We start from the raw sequence: 19,598 nt of genomic DNA on the forward strand, positions 1-19,598 counted from the left end.
GGTGAGCGGTGAGCGGTGAGCGGTGAGCCAAGATGATCACGGCCTGTGGAGTCCGCGGCGGCGCCAGCCGGATTCTCGCCGGAAGGGTCTCGGAGGCGTCCGCCGAAACCCTCACCGCTCACGCCTCACCGCTCACGCCTCACCGCTCACGGCCTCACCGGGTCCCCCCCACGACGACGTCGTAGACGTTGGGCGAGCGGATGTCGACCCGGCCGCCGCCGACGTCCTCCGACGCCTCGCGCTCGACGCGGCGGAACGAGCCGACGCCGCCGTCGGGCTCGAGCGCGCCGACCAGCATCGTCACTCGGGAGCGGCCCAGCGACGGGACGATGAACGTGGGGAGCGCGAACTGGAGCGAGCCCGTTGACGGGTCGAAGGCCGTGCCGGACCCGAGCTGGCCGACCTCGCGGCCGGCCGCGTCCAGCACCAAGAGCCCGTCGCCGACGAACACGACGTACTCGTAGCCCCCGTCGTCGGGGAAGTCGTAGTCGGCCCCGCGGCCGACGGTCGTGGCCCCGCCCTCCTCGGTGTCGATGGCGAACGCGACAATGGTCTGGGGGTCGTCGCCGAGCGCGGCGAACTCGGCGCGGAAGTAGGTCGTCGAGTCGTCCCTCGCGATCTCGAGGTAGGTCGCGTCGAGGGCGCCGGGCGTGACGCCCTCGGGGTAGGTGAACGTGCTCGTCGCGCCCCAGTCGTCGCCCTGGGGGTCCGTCTGGGTGAGCGTGACGGAGGCCGTCGGGTTGTCGCGCAAGATCTGGCCGTCGCCGAGGGCCCGCTGGTTCTCGACGGCCCGCATCACGGGGTACTCGTCGCGGAGAGCCGGCTCGGCGAAGGCGAACCCGTCCCACACGTCGCCCGGACCGGCGATGGCGGACGAGGCCACCTCGTCGCCGTCGACCGCCGCCCCGGCGCCCGCCACGGTGACCTCGAACGGGTCGAGCGGAGTCACGAGCGTGTCGCCCTGGACCTGGGTGAGAGGGACGGCCACGCGCCGGCCGCCCCCTTCGAGCACGAGTGTCGCCGCCTCCGGGAGTCTCCCGCCCGGCTCGACCTGGGCTTCGACGCCGTCGGCGCCGCCCGTCAACCGGAGGCCGACCGTTCCGTCGCCCAGGCGCAGGCGGACCGTTGTGGTCCCCCACGTCTCGGGCAGCCGGGGCGCGACGACGAGCGTGTCCGCACTCGCGTAACGCGCGCCGACCATCCCCTCGATGGTGGCCTCGAGGAAGCTGGCGATGCTCCACGGCTGGACCGGCGCCCCGCCCACCTCGGGCACCGCGTCGGCGGTGCGGGGGTGGCCGGCGACCAGCTCGGGGATCGCCCCGACCACGCCCGTGTCGAGCAGCAACTCGGCCTGGGCGCGGACGAGCGCGGCGGCCGGCTCGGCCCCGCCGGTCTCGGCCATCAGCGTCGCGACCGGGCCCGAGAGCCACGTCCAGACGGCCCCGTTCGTCCGGGCCGACTCGGGCGTGTAGAACGCGGGCGCGTCGAGGTACGGGTGGAACAGCGAGTCGGTCTGGGCCAGCGAGGCGACGCCGTAGGGGAACACGAGGCGCTCGGCCATCGCCCGCGCCAGCCGGGCCCGCTCGTCGGCCGGGAGCCCGTCGAGCTGGGCGAGCGCCAGCAGCCCGCCCGGCCGGAGGTCCGCCGACGCGCCGCTCCGGTCGACCCGGTCGGCCACGAGCCCGTTGCGGACGAACCGGCGCTCGAACTGGCGGAGCAGGACGGCCGACGTGTCGGCGTACCACGTGGCCGACGACCGCTGGGAGACGCCCATGATCCGGGCGAACTGGGTCGCCGTGCCGAGCGCCCGGTATAGCGCGCCCTGCCCCTCGGCAACGGCGCCCCGCCGACGGACCGCGCCGGCCTCGGGGTCGCCTTCGAGCCACGTCCCCCGCCGGTCCCGAGCCACCAAAAAGCCGAGCGAGTCGGTCGCGCCCCCGTTGCGCGTGTCGGGCTCGTAGATGCCCCTCAGCGCGAAGACGGTCTTGAACCAGAAGTTGGGCCCGCCCGAGACCAGCCCCCGGTCGCCCGTCGTGCGGACGTAGTCGCCGGCAGCGGCCAAAAACAGCGGCGTCCCGTCGGCCGACGAGAACACGTCGTCCTGGTCGTCGCCGAAGCGGACCAGGTCGGGCGCCCGGCCCAGCAGGTCGATCCGGCGGTCGAAGAGCTGGGCGTCGCCGGTCGTGGTCAGGAGCGCCCGCGCGGTCTCCCACCGGCCCGTGTCGAGGAACGCGCCGACGGTCCACGCCGCCGACGGGTACGACTCGGGCTCGGCGCCGGGCAGGCCGGGCAACAGCGAGACGCGCGCCGAGTCCTGGACCGTCAGGGCTTCGAGCGTCAGGACGGCCCAGCGGAAGGCCATGTCCATCGTCGGGTCCTCGGTGTCGAACACGACGGACTCGGCGATGGCCGCCAGCCGCTCGCTCCGGGCCTGGCGCCGGGCGTCGCCCTGCGCAAGCGCGCGGCGGGCGGCGGCGGCGGCGGCTTGGGCCGTGGCCCCGGTCGCGACGGCGACGGCCCCGGGCGTCTCGATGGTGATCTCGCCGAGGCGGAACGCCTGGTCGCGCCCGCCCTCGGGCACGTCCTCCGCCGCGTCCGTCGAGCGGACCGCGCCGCCGTCGGTCGCCACGGCCGTCCAGATGGGCCCGGCCGGGACCGTCGCCGTGTCGGTCGGGACGTCGGCCGCGGCGGCGAACGCCAGCGTCCCGCCGACGTCGCGGACGCGGTAGTCGCCGGCCGCCCGCCGCTCGCTCCGCACCGGCCGGAAACCGACCACGCCGACCGAGTCGGCCACCTCGACCAACAGGGCTACCTGGCCGTCGCCGGCCCCGTCCAGGAGCGTCACGCGCTCGCTGAGCCGGGCCGGCCGCTCGCCCTGGATCTGGCCCAGGATCTTGGCCACGAAGCCCGACGTGTCGCGCTCCATGTAGGACCGGACGGCGATGTCGGGCCGGGCGATCCCGCGGACCCGGTCGGCCGGGCCGAGCGCGACCGAGTCGGCGTCGGTCCACCAGCGCCAGCCGTGGAGGGCCGTCCGGCCGCTCGCGGTGAGCCCCATGGCCGGGTCCCTCCCGGGCGCCGCGAGCGCGTCGTACCACACGCCGCCGGCCGCGTCGGTCTGGACCGTCGAGCGGACGGCGCCCAGCGAGTCGCCCTCTTCGGGCGCGTCGACCTCGACGGCGAGCGCGACCAGGGCCTCGGGCCCCTCGCCCGCCAGCCGGCTCGCCGGCGGCTCCTCCCCGCACGCGCCCAGCACGAGCGCCAGCACGGCCACCGTCAGGAACGAGCGGAGCGACGATGCCCTCCCCCCTCTCGCTCCCTCCCCCACAGAGTCATCCCTGCGAGAGCGGGCTCTCCCAGCCTCGCCCCTCCCCTCTCCATCCCTCAAACCGTCATTCCCGCGCACGCGGGAATCCATACGGAGTCGCTCGCCGAGCACGCCGTCCCCGAGAACCCGCCGGGCCTCGTCCTCCGACACCGGCTCGACATCCGGCATCGCCAGCGGTGTACCGGGCATCGCCATCACCTCGTCGCCGAGGTCTCGCCAGCCCGGGTTCGCCGTGCGGACCAAGTCCACTTTCCACTCGCGCCGCCACTTCTTGACCTGCTTCTCCCGGCGGATCGCGTCCTGCACGTCCTCATGTCGCTCGAACCAGACGAGCCGGCCCGCCCCGTAGCGGCTGGCGAATCCCGGGGTCGCGCCCGCCCGATGCCGTCGGATCCGGTGCGCGAGGTCGCTCGTCACGCCGGGATACAACGTCCCGTTCGGTTTGTTGGCGAGGAGGTAGACGTAGCCGGGTCGAGGCACAGAGCGGGTGCGTATGGATTCCCGCGTTCGCGGGAATGACGGATGGGTAAGAGGGAGGCGGGCCGGATTCGAGACGGTCGGACGGGCCACCGACGGGACGCGCTGGCGCGGGACCGAGCCGGCGTGCTCCGCTAGTACATGGACTCCGTGGCCTGGGTCCGGTTCAGGAAGACCTGGGTGAACAGGAACAGGATGGCGAAGATGACCATCGAGAGCGCCGCGGCCCACCCGAACCGGTACATCGAGAACGCGGCCTCGTAGACGTAGCTCACCAGGATGTGGGTCTGGTCGTTCGGCTCGCCGCCGTTCGAGACGAGCCAGACCACGTTGATGTTGTTGAACGTCCAGATGGTGCCGAGCGTGATGGCCGGGACCATGACCGGCTTCAAGAGCGGCGCCGTGATCTGCCAGAACTGCGTCCACGCGCTGGCGCCGTCCACCTCGGCCGCCTCGTAGAGCTCGCCCGGGATCGACTGCAAGCCGCCGAGCGCGATCACCATCATGAAGGGGAAGCCGAGCCAGATGTTGGTCAGGATCGCCGCGACGAACGCGGTCACGGGGTCGCTCAGCCACGAGATCGCCCCGCCGCCGAACGACTCGATGAGCAGGTTCACCGCGCCGAACTCGAAGTTGAACATTCCCCGCCACGTCAGCGCCGTGATGTACTGGGGCACGGCCCACGGCAGGATCAAGAGCACCCGCCAGGCGCTCTTCCCCTTGATAAACGACTGGTGCAGGATGACGGCCAGGAACACGCCCAGCCCGACGTGGAACACGACGTTGACGGCCGTCCAGATGATCGTCTTCAAAAAGACGCTCCAGAACGCGGGCTCGGCGAACACGGCCGCGTACTGGTCGAGCCCGATCAGCTCCCAGTCGCGCAGCGTGTAGATGTTCATGTTGCTGAACGAGATCGCCACGTTGTACACGAACGGGAAGGCGACCACGGCCAGCACCACGACGGCCGTCGGGCCGAGCAACCCGAGCAGGAACAGCCGCCGGCCCCACGCTTGGGAGCGGGGGCCCGGCGCCGTCTCGGTCGCCAGCGTGGCGGCCTCCATTCCCATCGCGTCATTCGGGGCGTTCAGCATTGGGGGAGGGATGGGGGGATGCGGGATGGGAGAGAGATGCGGGATCTACCCATCCCTCTATCCCTCGTCCCGAATCCCTCTCAGTTCAAGAACGTGTCGGCGATGCGTTTCTCGGCCTGCTCCTGCATCAGGCGGGCGCCCTCGGCGGCGGTGACCTGGCCGTTCATCACCAACTGGTAGGGCCCGCGCATGGCGTCCCAGATCTGCCGCATCTGGGGCTCGGTCGGCATGGGGAGCGAGTGCTCGATCTGGGCCAGGCTCTGCGTCAGCGTCGCGCTCGACGTCATCACGTCGCTCTCGCGGACGGCGGTGCGGACGGGGATCGTGGCCAGTTGCCGGGCCATGTCGGCCTGGATGGCGTCGTCGGTCAGGAGCCGCAAGACGCCCAGGACCGTCGGGAGCTTCCAGTCGGGGACGGCCGGGTTGAGCGAGTACGCCTTGGCGGCGGCCATCGGCCGAGCGCGGAGGCCGGTCGTCTCGTTGACCGGGAGCGGGGCGAGTTGGACGTCGACGCCGGCCTCTTGGTAGCCGCCCCACGACCACGGGCCGTCGATGGTGGCCGCGGCGAGGTCGTCGCGGAAGAGGGCCTTGGCCGTCTCGTAGTCGGCCTCGCGCGGGATCACGCCGTGCTCGTCGCGCAAGTCGAGGACGTACTGGATGGCGGCGACGGTCTCGGGCGTGTCGAGCGTCGGGTTCCCGTCGTCGTCCATGACCCAGCCGCCGAACGAGGTCAGGAACGGGACGAAGAAGAACGGCTCGGTGTAGTTCCAGACGAGCGCGTACTCGTCGGGGTCGCCGTCGCCGTCGGTGTCCCGGGTCAGCGTGCTCCCCAGCGCCGCGAGCTCAGCGAGGGTCGCGGGCGGCTCGGGCAGGAGCGCCGGGTTGTAGACGAACGTCAGGTGGTTGCCGATCTGGTCGGCCAGCCCGTAGACCCGGCCGTCGTACATCACGCGGCCGTCGTCGGTGAACCCGGCCAGGAACGCGGGGTCCACCAGGTCGTCGAGCGGGCGGATGGTCTCGGTGATGCCCAGCGTGCCCATGTTGTCGGCCGGGCCGAAGATCAAGTCCGGCCCGCGCTCGCCGATGGCCGCGAACACGTAGTGGTTACGGAGCTCCTCGGTCTCCTTGTAGAGCGTCTCCAGGCGGACCGTGTCTTGGCGCGCGTTGTACGCCGCGGCCCAGTCCTCGAGGAACGCGCGCTCGGCGGCGTCCTTCTGGTGCCACACGCGGACGACGACGGGCTCGCCGGGCGGCGGCGGTCCCGACGGCGCCGCGCAGCCGGCGGCGACCAGGGCGAGGACGAGGAGCAGGCGGAGCGGGAGGAGCATCGGGAGAAAGACGGTACGCACGGAGCGCGCGAAATGCTCAGCGGCCGAGCGCCGCGTCGATCCACTCCTGCGCCGTCCCGATGAGCGGGTCGTCGGCGCGGCCGGCGGCGGCGGCGAACGCGACGGCCTGGGCGTGCATGGCGTCAGCCGAGGCCGCGTCGCCGTCCTGGGCGAACGTGACGGAGGTCTGGAGCATCTGGAACAGGACGAGCCCGCCCGGATCGAACGGGAACGCCCGGCGGGCCGGGTCCCGGTCGGACGGGTGGACGAGCGGGCCGAGGAAGGCACCGCCGTCGAGGCCGGCGAACGCGGCCTGTGCCGCTTGGGCGTCGAAGCTGGGCGCGGACGCGGGCGCGAGGTGGGCGCCCCGGTCGACGACGTCGGTCTTGGTGCCGAGCACGCGGGGGTCGAGCGTCAACGTGGCCACGAGCGGCCGACCGAGCGCCCCGTCCATCGAGGCCACGAGCCAGCGGTCGAGCACGGCGTCGCGGAGCGTGTACGTCCGCCCCTCCGCCGTGTCGGTGCTGCCCCGGGCGTCGCCGCGCGGCACGAACGTCTCGACGGTGTTGGGCAGCGGGAGCCCCTCCGACCGGGCCACGCGCCGGGCCACATCGGGCACGTCCAGCAGCGGCACGTGGACGACCGACACGTCGGGGCGCAGGCCCTCGACGTGCTGGGCGATCCGGAGCGGAATCGTATCGGCGTCGCCGTCCGACAGGAGGACGGCGTCGGGCGGGGCGTTCGCCAACGTCCACCGGGCGAAGGCCATCGCCGGGGGCGTCCAGAACCCGACTCGGGCGAGGGCGTCGAGCGCGCGGGCGGCCTGGGCGGCGTCGCCGCGGCGGGTGGCGTCGGCCCACGCCGAGACCCAGGCGTCGCCGTCGTCGGTTCCGAGGGTGTCGGACGGCGTGGCGCGCGTGGGAGCGGGCTGGGCGTAGGCGCCCGCCGCGAGCAGGACCGCCACGCAGAAACCGACCCACCGCCGGCCCACACCCCGGCCTCGCGTAGGGACACGGCGTGCCGTGTCCGCCAGGCGAACCGCGCCCTCAGAGCGTGCCGGGGCGGACGGACGCACGGCCGTCACTCGTCGAGCCCCCGCGGGCGGACGTCGGCGGGGTCGGCCGGTCGGAACACGACGGTCGTGCGCGGCGGAATCCGCAGGCCGTAGGTCGCCGTCTCCTCATCCAGCTGGACCACGAGCCCGGCGATGCGACCGGCGTCGTCGCGCGACACCATCATGGGCACGAGCGGGGCCGGCACGCCGTCGCTCGGGATCGGCACGAAGGCCGACGTGCCGCCCGGGTTGAAGGCCACGACGCGGCGGTCGCCATCCAGCACCCGCTCGAAGGCGACGGCCCGCTCGTGGGCGGCCACCGTCGCCAGCGAGCCCCGCCGCAGGACGGCGTCCGACTGGCGGAGCGCGATGGCGCCGCGGGTGAACGCGAACAGGTCGCGGTCGAAGGCGACGGGGTCCGGCTCGCGCGCCAGCCCGCGCGGGGCGCTGGCCTCGGGTTCGTACGTCAGATCCGGCCAGACCATCGGCTTGCGGTCGTCGGGGTCGTCGGCGCCCCACATGCCGGCCTCGTCGCCGTAGTAGACGTGGGGCGCGCCGGGCAGCGCCATCTGCAACAGGACGACGGCCCGCTGGAGGTCCCGCTCGTTCTTCCGGGGCGCGCGGACGAGGTAGGCCGTCGTGTCGCGCGGGCCGGCCAGCCGGTCGTAGCCGCCGCCCAGCCGGCCGTTGACGATCATCGACGCCAACCGGTCCGTGTCGTGGCCCGCGAGCACGTTCATCAGCGCCGGCCGCGTCGCGTCGGGGAACGCCTCGAACCGCTCGGTCACCTCACGCGCGAACGTGGCCGCGTCGGTCCGCCCGTCGAAGGCGAAGGCGTCGAGCGGGATGGCGAGCGCGTGGTAGTTCATCGTCGAGTGGAAGCCGGTCCGGGCGAGGGTGCCCGGCGCGTCGCCCCACTCCTCGGCGATCGTGATCGCGTTCGGGTTGACCTCGGCCACGAGCGCGGTCCAGTCGCGCCAGAACCCGTCGGGCACCTCGCCGGCCACGTCGAGCCGCCAGCCGTCGACGCCGTCGGCCGGGTTGCCGTCGCCGTCGGGGTCCATCCACCGCCGGGTCGCGTCGAACACGTGGGCCTTGACGCCGGGGTGGAGGTCGGCGCCGTCGGCGGTGTTCGCCAGCACGGCGAGCGGCTTGTAGCCCCACCAGCCGTTCCAGTCGAACTCGCTCTCCGGCGTGGCCGGGTCGTCCCAGGCCGTGACCTCGTACCAGTCGGCATACCGGCTCGCCTGCTGGTTCCGGCGGACGTCTTGGAACGCCCAGAACCGCGTGCCGGTGTGGTTGAACACGCCGTCGATCACGACGCGGATGCCGCGCGCGTGGAACGCCGCGACAAGGTCCAGGAAGAGGCGGTCGGCCGAGGTCCAGACCCAGGTCGCCGGGTCGGCGGTCTCGCCGGCCACCATTGCGATGTCGCCCTGCGGATCCGGTCCAAAAAACGGGTCGACGTGGTGGTAGCTCGTCGCGTCGTACTTGTGGAGCGACGCGGCCCAGAACACGGGGTTCAGGTAGACGGCCGTGACGCCGAGCGAGTCGAGGTACGGGACGCGGTCGAGCACGCCCTGGAGGTCGCCGCCGAGCCGCCGGTCGAACACGCCGTCGTCGTAGAAGTCCGGCCCGCGCGCCTCCTCCCACGGCGCCCGAGCGTACCAGTCGGCCGTCCACGGCGTCACGGCCCAGTCGTCGCCGACGGCGTCGGAATTCTCTAGCGACGCCCGGGTCGGGTCGTTCGCCGGGTCGCCGTTCGAAAACCGCTCGGGGAAGACCTGGTACCAGACGGCGTCCTGCGCCCAGGCCGGCGGCGCCGGCTGAGCGGCGACGGCGGACGCCGCCAGCGCGGCGAGGGCGAGGAGTCGAGCGGTCATGGCGAGAGAACCCGCGCGGGGCGCCCGTTAGCGCACGACGGAGAACGAGGTCGCGTACGGGCCCCAGCGGGCGACGTACAGGCCGGTCGGCAGACGGGACGTGTCGACCTGGACCGACGCGGACGGGGCCGCCACGGGGGCGGGCGCCACGAGAACGAGACGGCCGAGCGTGTCGAACACCTCGACCGGAGCGTCTGTCCACCCCTCCCGCGAGCGGTCGGCCACGAGGGCGAGCGTGAGCAGGCCAGCCGTCGGGTTGGGGTAGGCGCTGCGGATGCCGGGCGGGACCGCGTCGTCCGGCCCGCCCTCGTCGGCGACGGCGCCGAGGTCGCCGTCGGGCGAGGGCACGTCGACGTCGGTGTAGATCCGGTACTCGCCCGGCCGGAGCGTCAGGGCGAGGCCGGGGTCGGCCACGTCGAGCGTCGTGTCGGAAAAGTACTCGTGCCACGTCCCCGTGGCCGGGAACGTCGGCGCGACGGTCGTCTCGGTCATTCCGACGTTGCCCACGACGACGGCCTGGGTCGGCTGGCCGTCCGGCGCGGTCGGGAGCGAGCGCTTGATCCAGCGGTCGGCCAGGCTCCCGCCGACGCGGGCCGCGTAGTCGCCGTCGGGTCCGAACACGGCGTAGGTGGTGCGGAGGTCGAGGACGGCCGCGGTGACGCCGTAGAGCTTCTGCCGCTGGCTCCGCTCGAACTCCGACGCCGGCGTGAGCGGGAGGCCCGTCCCGTTCGCGAACGGTGGCACGTCCGCCCAGTAGTCCCAGCGGACCGGCTTGTTGTCGACGCGGCCCGGCGTGCCCGGCGGGCAGTCGTTGTTGGGGACGAGGCACTCGCCCGGGCCGCCCCCGAACCCGACCTCGCCGAACTGCCACAGCATCTTGGGGCCGGGCGTCGTCAGGAAGAACACGGTCGCGAGCCGCTTCCGGTCGAGCGCCGTCGAGAGGTCGCGCGTGTCGTAGCCGGCGACGCGGTTGCCGAACGTCCGCACCTTGTAGAGCATCCACTGCTCGTCGTGGCTCTCCATGTAGGCGATCTGGCCCGACAGCGGGAAGCCGTTCTGGGGCGGGTAGGCTCGGGCGAACGAGGCCCGGTCGCCGAGGTAGCCCATCGCGGCCTCGGCGTAGGCGTCGGTCATGTTGGCCCACAGCGTCATGCCGGGGAAGCCGGCGTCGCGGCCGTGCTCGGCCAGCTCGCGCTCCTCGGCCGCGTCGGCGAAGTGCTCCAGGATGACGATGGCGTCGGGGTGCTCGGCCCACAGCGCGTCGGCCATCCGCGTCAGCGTCTCGATCCGAGCCGGGTTGTAGGCCGAGAAGTTGGCGTCGGTGCACGGGCCGCCGCTCCCGCACGACTGGACGAACCCCTTCGACAGGTCGAATCGGTAGCCGTCGACGTGGTACTCGCGCATCCAGAACCGGTTGGCCTTGTCGAGCCACAGGCGCGTGAGCGGGCTCGAGTGGTCGAGGTCGTTGAACACGTTGAACGGGTGCCGCGCTTGCGGGTTGGCCCACGGGTTCTCCGCGGTCGGCGCCCCGAAGTCGCCCTGGTTGTACAGGCGGACGAGCGGGCTCTGGCCCGTCGCGTGGTTGTAGACGACGTCGAGGATCACGGCCAGCCCGCGCGCGTGCGCCGCGTCGACGAACGCCTTGAAGGCGTCGGGCGTCCCGTAGTGCTTGTCGAGCGCGAGGTGGAACGCCGGGTTGTAACCCCAGCTCTCGTCGCCGTCGTACTCGGAGACCGGCATGAGCTCGATGGCCGTCACGCCCAAGTCCACCAGGTAGTCCAGCGTGTCGGTGAGCGCCGTGAAGTTGTCGGCGCGGAGGAAGTCGCGGAGCAGGAGCTCGTACACCACCAGATTCTCGGGGTCCGGCGTCTGCCAGTCGTCGTCGGTCCAGGGGAACGGCGCGGCGCCCGGGGTGAACGCGCCGACGGCGAAGTCGACGGCGCCGGCGGGGTATGCGCTCTCGCCGGGGTAGTAGACCTTGGTCGCGTACGGGTCGGCGACCCTCGTCTGGCCGTCGACCCAGTACTGGAACGTGGCCTCCTGGCCCGGCGCGAGCCCCGTCAGCTCGATCCACCAGCGCGTGCCGAGTGGGTCGGTGTCGTCGCGGAACATGAGGGCGTCGTCGTCGGCCGTCCACCCGTTGAAGCTGCCGAGCGCGTAGACGAACTGCTTGCCCGGCGCCCGGAGCACGAGCCACGCCCGCGTCGGGTCGTCGGGGTCGACGGTGATGCCGTCCTCGAGCCCGTCCGGCACGGGCGCGTCGGTCACCTCGGGCGGGATGGTCCCGACCTCGGCCGTGGCCGTCCGCCCCTGGGCGTCGGTGGCCGTGACGCGGACGAAGGCGCCGGGCGCGACGGGGGCGGGCAGCGTCAGCCGGTAGATCCCGTCGCCGGTGTCCTCGACGCCGTCCGTGTAGGTCGCCTCGTTGACGGTGAACGTGACCGACTCGACGTCGGCCGTCCCGAAGACGCCGGCCGAGACGGCCCGGACCTCACCTGTCCCGTTCTGCTCGCGGGCGATCTGGAACACGAACGGGTCCTCGACGCGGACGACCGAGTCCGAGTTGGGCCCGGTCGTCTCGGTCCCCAGCGGGTCCGTGTACCACTCGTAGTCCGTCCCGGCCGCGTTCCGGTGGATGTGGACCTTGTAGGCGTACATCTGCCCGGCCTGCAACGTCGTCGTGTAGCGGTACTCGTTGAGCGCGGGCTGGTACTTGGCCCGGCTCGGGGCGCCGGTCTCGATCTGGCCGCCGTTGTTCGGGCCCCAGTCGTTGAACGAGCCCGGCACGAAGGCCCGGGTGACGGGCGAGATCGGCGGGGTCGTCAGGTCCGGCAGGAACCGGAACGTCACGTCGACCGGCTGGGCCGTCGCCGGAGCGGCGAGCGCCAGCAGGACGAGGGCAGCGAGGAGCGTGCGGGACATGGATCGGTGGCGTCGATGAAAAACGCCGGCCGCCTGCTACGGCGGCCGGCGCGAGAACACGGCCCGGGCCCTCCCCTCTCGGGGCGGCCCGGGCCGGGGTCGCTAGCGGACGACCGTCATCCGGCGGACCGCCACGCCCTCCGCCGACTCGGCGCGGACGAGGTAGAGCCCGGCGGCGAGGCCGTGCGTGTCGATCTCGAGCGCGCGCCCGGAGACGGCGCCGTCCTCAACGACCGAGACCACCACGCGGCCCGTCACGTCGTACACGCGGACCGTCACCGGCGTGCCCGTCGCCGACGTCACCAGGACGCGCGCCGTGCCGGCCGTCGGGTTCGGGTAGACCGCGCCGAGCGCGAGGTCGCCGTCGACGCCCAGGCCCCCCTCGTTGGCGACGTTCTGCCCGACGTCCTCGTACCCGTTCGGGACCGAGAACGGGATCTCGCCCGGCACGAACGGCCCGGTCGGGTTGATCTCCCACGGGAGCTGGCCCAGCGGGTTCTCGGAGTCGCCGGACGGGCGGAACGTGTCCTGGGCAAACGAGAACTCGTCCGCCGTGACGTCGGTGACGTAGCGGTACCGGCGGCGGCCGGCGTCGAACCCGCCGGTGCCCTCGACCTGGAGGCCGTCGGTGTCGTTGCCGAACGTGTACCGGTAGCCGATGCCGTTGTACGTCGGCCCGTCGACGGTCAGCGTGCCCGTGTACACGTTGTCGCCGTCGTCGTCGGACAGGACGAAGCCCGGGATCAGGCTCCCGCCGGCGCCCTGGATCAGGTCACCGTCGGCGAAGTTGAGGCCCTGGGTCAGGAGCCAGAACGTGTCCTCGAACTGGACCGCGACCGTGTCGACGCCCGGGTCGAACGCGCGGCCCTCGGCGTCCTCGAACGTCAGGGCGTCGGTCATGTCGACCGTGAACGTGACGTCGACCGACTGGCCCTCCGGGATGATGTTGCCCGGGCGGACGCTGTTGAAGAACTGCTCGTCGAGCGCCTGGTCCGAGCCGGCAAACTCGAACAGCCGGTTGCCGCCGCCGTAGTCGAGCGGCTCCTCGTAGCCCGCGTCGAAGTTCTCGGTCCCGTCAGGGTTGACGAAGAACGGGGTGCCGTCGGGGTTGTTGAGGCTGATGTAGAACTTGTAGTTGAGGTCGGAGCCCGGCGCCCCGGTGATCGGGACCTGGCGGGCGAAGTCGGCCGTGCCCGGCGTCTGCTGCAGGAGGCAGTCGTCCTGGTTGTCGTCGGGGCAGTCCCAGCCGTTGAACCCGCCGCGGACCTGGACGAAGTCGTCCGAGATCTGGAACAGGCCGACCGACGAGAGCGGCGAGACGTCGACCTGGAACGTGACGCCGGCCGTCACGAGCGAGCCCGAGTTGGCCGGGCTGTCGCCGAAGAACTTCCACATCAGCGTCGAGTCCTGGGCCGGGATGTCGAACGTCCGGTTCTGGCCGTCGGCGGTGTCCTCCCAGCCGTCGGTCGTGTCGCCGTCGGTAAAGAAGAACTTGTACGCCTGCGTGGTGCCGATGGCCGAGGCCGGGTAGGCCACGCGGCCCGAGAACAGGGCGTAACCCGGCGTGCCGGGCGTCTCGCTCTCGCGGCTCAGGACGACGTTGCTGGAGCCCCAGTCGATGGTCGTCGCGCCGCCGTCCTGGCTGCCGCCGGTCGCGTTGTCGCCGCGGACGGCCACCACCAGGTCGCCGTCGTCGAGGTCGAGCCCCTTGGTGCCGGCCTGCTCCGTGTCGATGTAGGTCCGGAACCAGACGGCGACCGAGTCGCCCTCGGCCGCGAACGGGCGCCAGTCGTAGGGCTGGTCGCCGGCGATCTTCTCGAAGTAGTGGAGGTCGAGCATCACGTCGCCCGTGCCGGCCGCGATCACGTGGTCGCTGCCGTCCTCCCAGCCGCCGGGGAGGCCGTCGCCCTCCGACTGGCCGATGTAGAACTTGAAGTCGAGCTGCTGGTCGTCGGGGATCTGGAACTCGACCTCCCAGTAGTCGCCGCCGACGTTGGTCGGGCGGAGCGTGGTGCCGTCGTTCCAGTCGATGACGTTGCCGTCGGGGAGCGTGTCGGCCCCGTCGGAGTTGTCGCCGACGTTGCCGCGGAGCTGGACGTCGGCGGCCGGGCCGGCCGCGACGGTGTCGGGCTGGGTCGCCGAGTTCATGCGGAGCGTGACGGTCCGCTGGGCGAGCGCGGGGCTGGCGAGCAGGACCGCGAGCGCGGCCACGCCGAGCCATCGCGCGGAGTGAGTGTAGAGAGGTCTCATGGGAGAGTCCGTGGGGTGGAGGAAAAAAGACGGCCGAAGCCGGGGGGTCGGGTCGTGGGCGCCGGTGCGCCGTCGGGCCCGCGTGTGCAAGCGGTGATAAACAGGGCGGCGTCAGAACCGCAGGCCGACCGAGAGCCGGTGGACGCCGTCGAAGTACTCGGCCGCCTCGTAGGCGTAGTCGGCCGCTAGGTCGAGCCCGCCGAAGGCGTAGCGGAGCCCGCCGCCGACGGTGAACGACCGGGTGCTCTCGTCCATGAACAGCTCCTGGACGCCGCCCCGCGCCTGGACGAGCCCGCCCAAAAGCCCCACCTCGGCGCCGACGTTGACGTGCTGGCCCGCCGCCGACGGCGAGAGCGCGTCGACGGCGACCGTCACGCGCGTCCCGGCGCTCTGGTACAGCTCGGTCGCCAGGCCCACCCGCATCGTCAGCGGCAAGTCGTAGCCATCGGTCGCGATCCGGCCCGGGACCGAGTTGTTGTTGCCGCTCTGGCCCGGCAGCGGGTCGAACGGGATGTTGAGGTCCGACCCCGACATCTGCATCTTGGGGCCGAAGTTGGCGATGGACGCCCCCAGCCGGACGCCCTGGAACGGCGTCACGAACAGGGTCCCGATGTCGAACGCGACGCCGGTCGCCGCCGAGTTGGCGATCTGCTCGCGGACGACCTTGACGGTCCCGCCCAGCGAGAACCGGTCGGTGAGCTGGCGGCCGACGCCGAGCGAGACGGCGTACGACCCGGCCGAGAACGTCTCGCCCGTCGGCTGCTGGCGGTTGACGTCCTCCTCGATCAGGTCCATGTCGCCGTACGTCAGCGCCGTCACGCCGACGGCGACCACGCCGAAGGGCGTCGGGCTGGCGACCGACGCGAAGTTGACGTCGGACCCGACGTACCACTGGGCGTACTCGAACGAGGCCTGGGCGCCGCGCATCCCGGCGAGGCCGGCCGGGTTCCAGTAGAGCGCGGCGCCGTCGGAGGCCGTCGCCCCGAAGGCGCCGCCCATGGCCGTCGCCCGGGCCCCGATGGGGATGTTGAGGAACTCGGCCGCCGCCGTGCCCGACTGGGCGCTGGCGCTGGCGGCGAGCAGGAGGCCGACAGCGAGGACCCCCCGCCTGAGCGCGGATCGGCCTGCGGCCTCGACCCGCGCGCAGGCTGTCTCCCTCGAAGGGGGACAGTCCGAACGCCCTTGAGCGGAGCGATGGGCGGGCGGACGGGGGGTCCCGCCGACGGCCACCGGAGTCTTGAACGTCGGCATGGCTACTTGATGAGGGCGAGGGTCCCCGTCGTCTCGCCCACCCCGGGCGCCTCGACGTGGTAGAGGTAGATCCCGTACGAGACCTCCAAGCGGTCCTCGTTCAGCAGGTCCCACGCGAGCGAGCCGTTGAGGAGCATCTGGGGCGTGACGGTGTCGTTCGAGCCCTGGTCCATCTCCAGCGTCCGCACCAGGCGGCCCGAGGGCGTGAAGATGCGGACCGTGGCCCGGGGCGGGAGCCCGACGAACCGGATGCGCCGCTCGCCCCGGCCCGTCGGGAACGGGTTGGCCACCTCGAACTGGCTGGCGCCCCGATACGGGTTCGGCACCACGCGGACCTGGTCGAGCGCCGCCCGCGCGGCCTCGGCGTCGAACGACGGGCCAGCCACGGTGAACTCGAACACGTCCGACGACAGGAACGGCTTGCGGGTGGCGAGGAGCCCGACGTCGCCGGGCTGGGGGTCGCGCTTGCTCGCGTCGGCCAGGCTCATCCGGATCTCCCACGTCGGCGTCAGGCCGTCGCGGCGGTCGCCGTCGATCTCCTCCAGCAAGTAGATCCGGTCCGAGTCGTCGATCCCGGCCCCGCCGATGTTGTACTGGGTCGAGAACAGGTTCGTCGCCGCGCTGCCGACGGCGAACGGCGTCGCGCCCGTGCCGGCGATGTCGTAGAAGGCGTACCGGACCGGGACCTCGGTCGGGTTGCCGGCCCCGTCCACGACCGTCTTGAACACCTGGACGTTGGTCGGCTTGGCCGGCAGCGTCCGCGGCGCCCCGATCAGGAGCGAGAACTCGGTCGACATCCCCGAGCCCGGCGGCCCGACGACGACCCGGTAGTCGGACGGCACCCGCGTCCCCGGCGCGTTGCCGACGAAGCTGAACACGTCGAACGTCAGGGGCTTGACGGCGGCGTCCTGCCAGCCCGACGCCTCCGTCAGCCGGCTCGTGAAGAAGACCGGGTCGAAGAACAGCTGGAAGCCGTCCGTGATGGGCGCGTCCCGAGCGGGCAGCCAGGCGTCCGAGTTCCGGAAGAGGAACCGGCCCGCCGTGACGTCGAACAGCGACACGTCGCGGGTCCGCAGCGTGTCCTGGGTGATCTGGCGCCCGCTTGTGTTGACCTGCCCGAGCACCAACGTGTCGCGGAACGTGACGCGGTAGCGGTGGCCGTCCTGGAGCGACGTCGGGTCGACGACGCGGTACGACACGTCGCCGTCGGCGAAGCCCTGGGCGCGCGTGATCTCGGTCGAGCCCGGGCGGTAGCCGGCCGCGGCCTGGCTCGGCCTAGCCACGACCACGTTCGGGCCGGTCCGCGTGACCGAGCCGTCCGGCCCGATCGTGATCGAGATCGGGCACTCGGACGGCTGGATGTCGACCGCCGCCGCGCCGAAGTCGTAGCTCGTGACGGCGTAGTAGTACGCGACCCCGTTGACGGCCGTCGAGTCGGTGAACGTGTTGGCGAGCCCGTTCGCCGCCTCGCCCGGGTCGCGGACGTTGTTGCCGAGGTAGAACTGGGTCCCGTTCGTGGCGACCGGGTGGAACCCTTGGTAGCTGTCGATAAGGTCGAACTGGGCGACCGGCCGCAAAAAGCTGAGGTTGCCGAACCCGTCGGTCACCTGGCGCGCGTCGAGGAAGCCGGGGTCGGTCGAGCGGTAGACGCGGTAGCCCTCGAAGTCGCGGGGGTCCAGGCCCGGCTGGCCGAGGTCGGCGATGAACGTGTCGAACGAGCTCTCGGCCGCGTCGTCCCAGTAGAGCGTGACCGCGCCGTCGCCCGGGACCGCGCGGACGGTCGGGCAGATCGGGGCCTGGGCGAAGCGGTAGTCGGCCTCGTAGGCCTCGAGCGCGTCCTGTCGCTTGGTGAGCAGGTCGCGGTAGCGGCCCTCGACGTCGGTCGCCTGGCGGCCGTAGTCGACGTCGCCCAGGATGACGGCGAACGAGACCGACTCGGTCTGGCCGGCCCGCAGCGGGAAGATGCCCGACGACACGAACAGGTCGGTGTCGCGGCTGGCCGGGCTCGCGCCGGGCTGGAGGAGGGAAAACTGGCCCGGGACCAAGAAGTCGAAAAAGAGCTGGCGGTCGGCGATGGACTGGTAGCTCACGCCGCCGGCCGGCTTGAACTGGACGTTCGTGATCCCGATCTGGTCGCTCTCCGAGACGTCGGTCACGTCGAGGTTCGGCTCGCCCGGGAGGTCGAGCCCGGCGCCCGTCGTCGGGACCCCGTCGCCCTCGCCGAGGTCGCCCGTGTTGTCGGCCCCGTCGAGCCCGACGTCGTCGAGGGCGGCCCGCCAGTCGCCGTCGTTGTCGATCCCGTCGTCGCGGCGCTCGTCGATCATCTCGTCGATGTCCTCGTCGATCCCCTCGTCGGTCGCCCCGTCGCCGTCGTTGTCGACGCCGTCGGCGTAGGGGCTCCCGAGGTCCTCGGCCTTGACGTCGTAGAGCACGATGTCGGTGCCCGGCACGGCGTAGCGGAAGTAAGGCGCGTCGCTCGCGGCGGCCGTCACCATGGCCTGGGTCACGATGGGGCTGCCCGGCTCCCACAGGTAGTCCGAAGGTGCCCCGCCGAGCGCGTCGCCGTCGTTGTCGATGTTGTCGCGGAAGGCCTTCCCCAGGTCCGGCGTGTCGCCGACGCCGTACGCCACGCCGACGCCGATGAGCCAGACCCGCTCGCCGGCGTCGGTGTTCGGGTTGACCGGCCACCGCCCGTAGCGGTCGGACGCCGCCAGGTCGATCATGGCCTGGGTCACGACCGGGCTGCCCGGCTCGCCGTCGCCGTCGTTGTCGATGTAGTCGGCGAAGCCGACGCCGACCTGGCTCCCGAACGCGGCCTGCGTCGAGTCCTCGTCGACGAGCCCGTTGCCGTTGTTGTCGATCCCGTCGAAGCGGAGCCGGCGGCCGGCGGCGCCGGTCTGGTCGCCCTCGTCCGCGATCAGGCCCAACGTGACGAGCGGGCCGCCGGGCTCGCCCGTCGTGACGCCGCGGAAGTTGAGCTCGGCCGCCTCGGGCGCCGTCGTCCCGTCGCCGTCGTTGTCGATCCGGTCGGTCGCGTTGCCGGGCGTCTCCAAGAAGAACGCGATGGCGCCCTCGACCTCGACGCCCTCGAAGGCCGGGTCGTTCGAGCGCCCGTCGGAGTCGGCGAGGAAGGCCGTGTCCAGGAGCAGGTCGAAGAACGGCTGGTCGTCGCTCGCGTCGGGGTCGCCGCCGACCAGGTCCGCCAGCCACAGCGTCACGCCGACCGACTGGAGGTCCTTCGTCCCGTCGTTCTTGATCTTGTGCAAGATGAACACGACGTCGTCGATAAGCACCTGGCTCCAGGCCAGCACGCGCGTCTCGGCGATGAGCCCGAGCCCGCGGCGCGAGCGGTCGGTCTCGTCCGGGTAGTAGGTGTTGTTGGGCTTGGCGTACTGGTCGTCGCCCATCTTGTAGTACACCTCCAGGTCGGCGTTGAACACGTCCTTGCCGAACAAGCCGCTCCACGAGCCGGCCCACCCGGGGTCGGTCGGGTCGTCGCGCTTGTCGGGCCAGAAGGCGGGCCACGTCTCGGGCCGGTCGCTCCGGGCGATGCCGAGGTCCTCGTCGGCCGTGTTGACGTAGCCGGCGATGGGGGCCCACGTCCAGGCCTCCGACGGGTCGTTCTGGTTGGTCCGGTAGTTCGGGACGTTGACGATCCACTCGCGCTCGCCGGACTCGCCGGTCACCTCGGCGCCGGCGAACAGGCCCGTCAGCGCGATGTAGTGGCGGCGCGTGTTGCGGGGCCACTCGTAGGGGATCTCGTCGGGCCCGGCCCCGGTCCGCCCGGTCTGGCCGAAGTTGAAGACGGTCGTCCGGACGACGTTGGCGTCGAGGTCGGTCTGGCGCCGCTCGAACAGGTCCACGCGCTCGTTCGACGGCACGTGGTCGCGGTCGATCTGGCCCTGGGCGAAGGCCGGAGTGGCGACCATCGCCAGCAGCGCTAAGAGCATCCGCCCTCGACCCCCCGCTTCCCGGCAGGTCGCCGGGCGGGCATCCGCTCGCCTGCTCCCG

At 72.3% G+C, this 19,598-nt stretch carries 9 protein-coding genes; all 9 read right to left on the reverse strand.

The genetic code is table 11. The features are described 5' to 3' along the window. Window positions 1-154 precede the first annotated feature (154 nt). Entirely contained in the window at window positions 155-3,808 is a 3,654-nt protein-coding gene (locus ACOOHE_RS16410; protein WP_420455161.1) for an amylo-alpha-1,6-glucosidase, read from the reverse strand. A 131-nt stretch (window positions 3,809-3,939) separates the two neighbouring features. Beyond that, window positions 3,940-4,899, reverse strand: a complete 960-nt coding sequence (locus ACOOHE_RS16415) for a carbohydrate ABC transporter permease (RefSeq protein ID WP_420455162.1) — start codon at window positions 4,897-4,899, stop codon at window positions 3,940-3,942. Window positions 4,900-4,979: 80 nt separating this feature from the next. Next, window positions 4,980-6,227 (reverse strand): extracellular solute-binding protein, encoded by a 1,248-nt coding sequence (locus ACOOHE_RS16420; protein WP_420455163.1) that lies wholly within the window; start codon window positions 6,225-6,227, stop codon window positions 4,980-4,982. A gap of 37 nt (window positions 6,228-6,264) precedes the next feature. Further along, complete coding sequence (locus ACOOHE_RS16425; protein WP_420455164.1) at window positions 6,265-7,191, reverse strand: hypothetical protein; 927 nt, start codon at window positions 7,189-7,191, stop codon at window positions 6,265-6,267. Window positions 7,192-7,307: 116 nt separating this feature from the next. After that, window positions 7,308-9,164, reverse strand: coding sequence for a glycoside hydrolase family 13 protein (locus ACOOHE_RS16430; protein WP_420455165.1), 1,857 nt, complete (start codon window positions 9,162-9,164; stop codon window positions 7,308-7,310). A gap of 27 nt (window positions 9,165-9,191) precedes the next feature. After that, window positions 9,192-12,086: an alpha-amylase family glycosyl hydrolase gene (locus ACOOHE_RS16435; protein ID WP_420455166.1), complete on the reverse strand. Its 2,895-nt coding sequence runs from the start codon at window positions 12,084-12,086 to the stop codon at window positions 9,192-9,194. Between the two features lie 102 nt (window positions 12,087-12,188). Next, window positions 12,189-14,336: a T9SS type A sorting domain-containing protein gene (locus ACOOHE_RS16440; RefSeq protein ID WP_420455167.1), complete on the reverse strand. Its 2,148-nt coding sequence runs from the start codon at window positions 14,334-14,336 to the stop codon at window positions 12,189-12,191. A 111-nt stretch (window positions 14,337-14,447) separates the two neighbouring features. Beyond that, a complete protein-coding gene (locus ACOOHE_RS16445) occupies window positions 14,448-15,587 on the reverse strand; it encodes a PorV/PorQ family protein (RefSeq protein ID WP_420455168.1) in 1,140 nt (379 codons plus the stop codon). Between the two features lie 2 nt (window positions 15,588-15,589). Beyond that, window positions 15,590-19,537, reverse strand: coding sequence for a hypothetical protein (locus ACOOHE_RS16450; protein WP_420455169.1), 3,948 nt, complete (start codon window positions 19,535-19,537; stop codon window positions 15,590-15,592). Window positions 19,538-19,598 lie beyond the last annotated feature (61 nt).

Source organism: Rubrivirga sp. (assembly GCF_965213695.1).
Taxonomy (GTDB): Bacteria; Bacteroidota; Rhodothermia; order Rhodothermales; family Rubricoccaceae; genus Rubrivirga.

Coding starts and splice junctions, on each gene's coding strand:
- ACOOHE_RS16415 (WP_420455162.1), bottom strand. CDS start 4,899: ATGCTGAACGCCCCGAATGACGCGATGGGAATGGAGGCCGCCACGCTG.
- ACOOHE_RS16420 (WP_420455163.1), bottom strand. CDS start 6,227: ATGCTCCTCCCGCTCCGCCTGCTCCTCGTCCTCGCCCTGGTCGCCGCC.
- ACOOHE_RS16430 (WP_420455165.1), bottom strand. CDS start 9,164: ATGACCGCTCGACTCCTCGCCCTCGCCGCGCTGGCGGCGTCCGCCGTC.
- ACOOHE_RS16435 (WP_420455166.1), bottom strand. CDS start 12,086: ATGTCCCGCACGCTCCTCGCTGCCCTCGTCCTGCTGGCGCTCGCCGCT.
- ACOOHE_RS16440 (WP_420455167.1), bottom strand. CDS start 14,336: ATGAGACCTCTCTACACTCACTCCGCGCGATGGCTCGGCGTGGCCGCG.
- ACOOHE_RS16445 (WP_420455168.1), bottom strand. CDS start 15,587: ATGCCGACGTTCAAGACTCCGGTGGCCGTCGGCGGGACCCCCCGTCCG.
- ACOOHE_RS16450 (WP_420455169.1), bottom strand. CDS start 19,537: ATGCTCTTAGCGCTGCTGGCGATGGTCGCCACTCCGGCCTTCGCCCAG.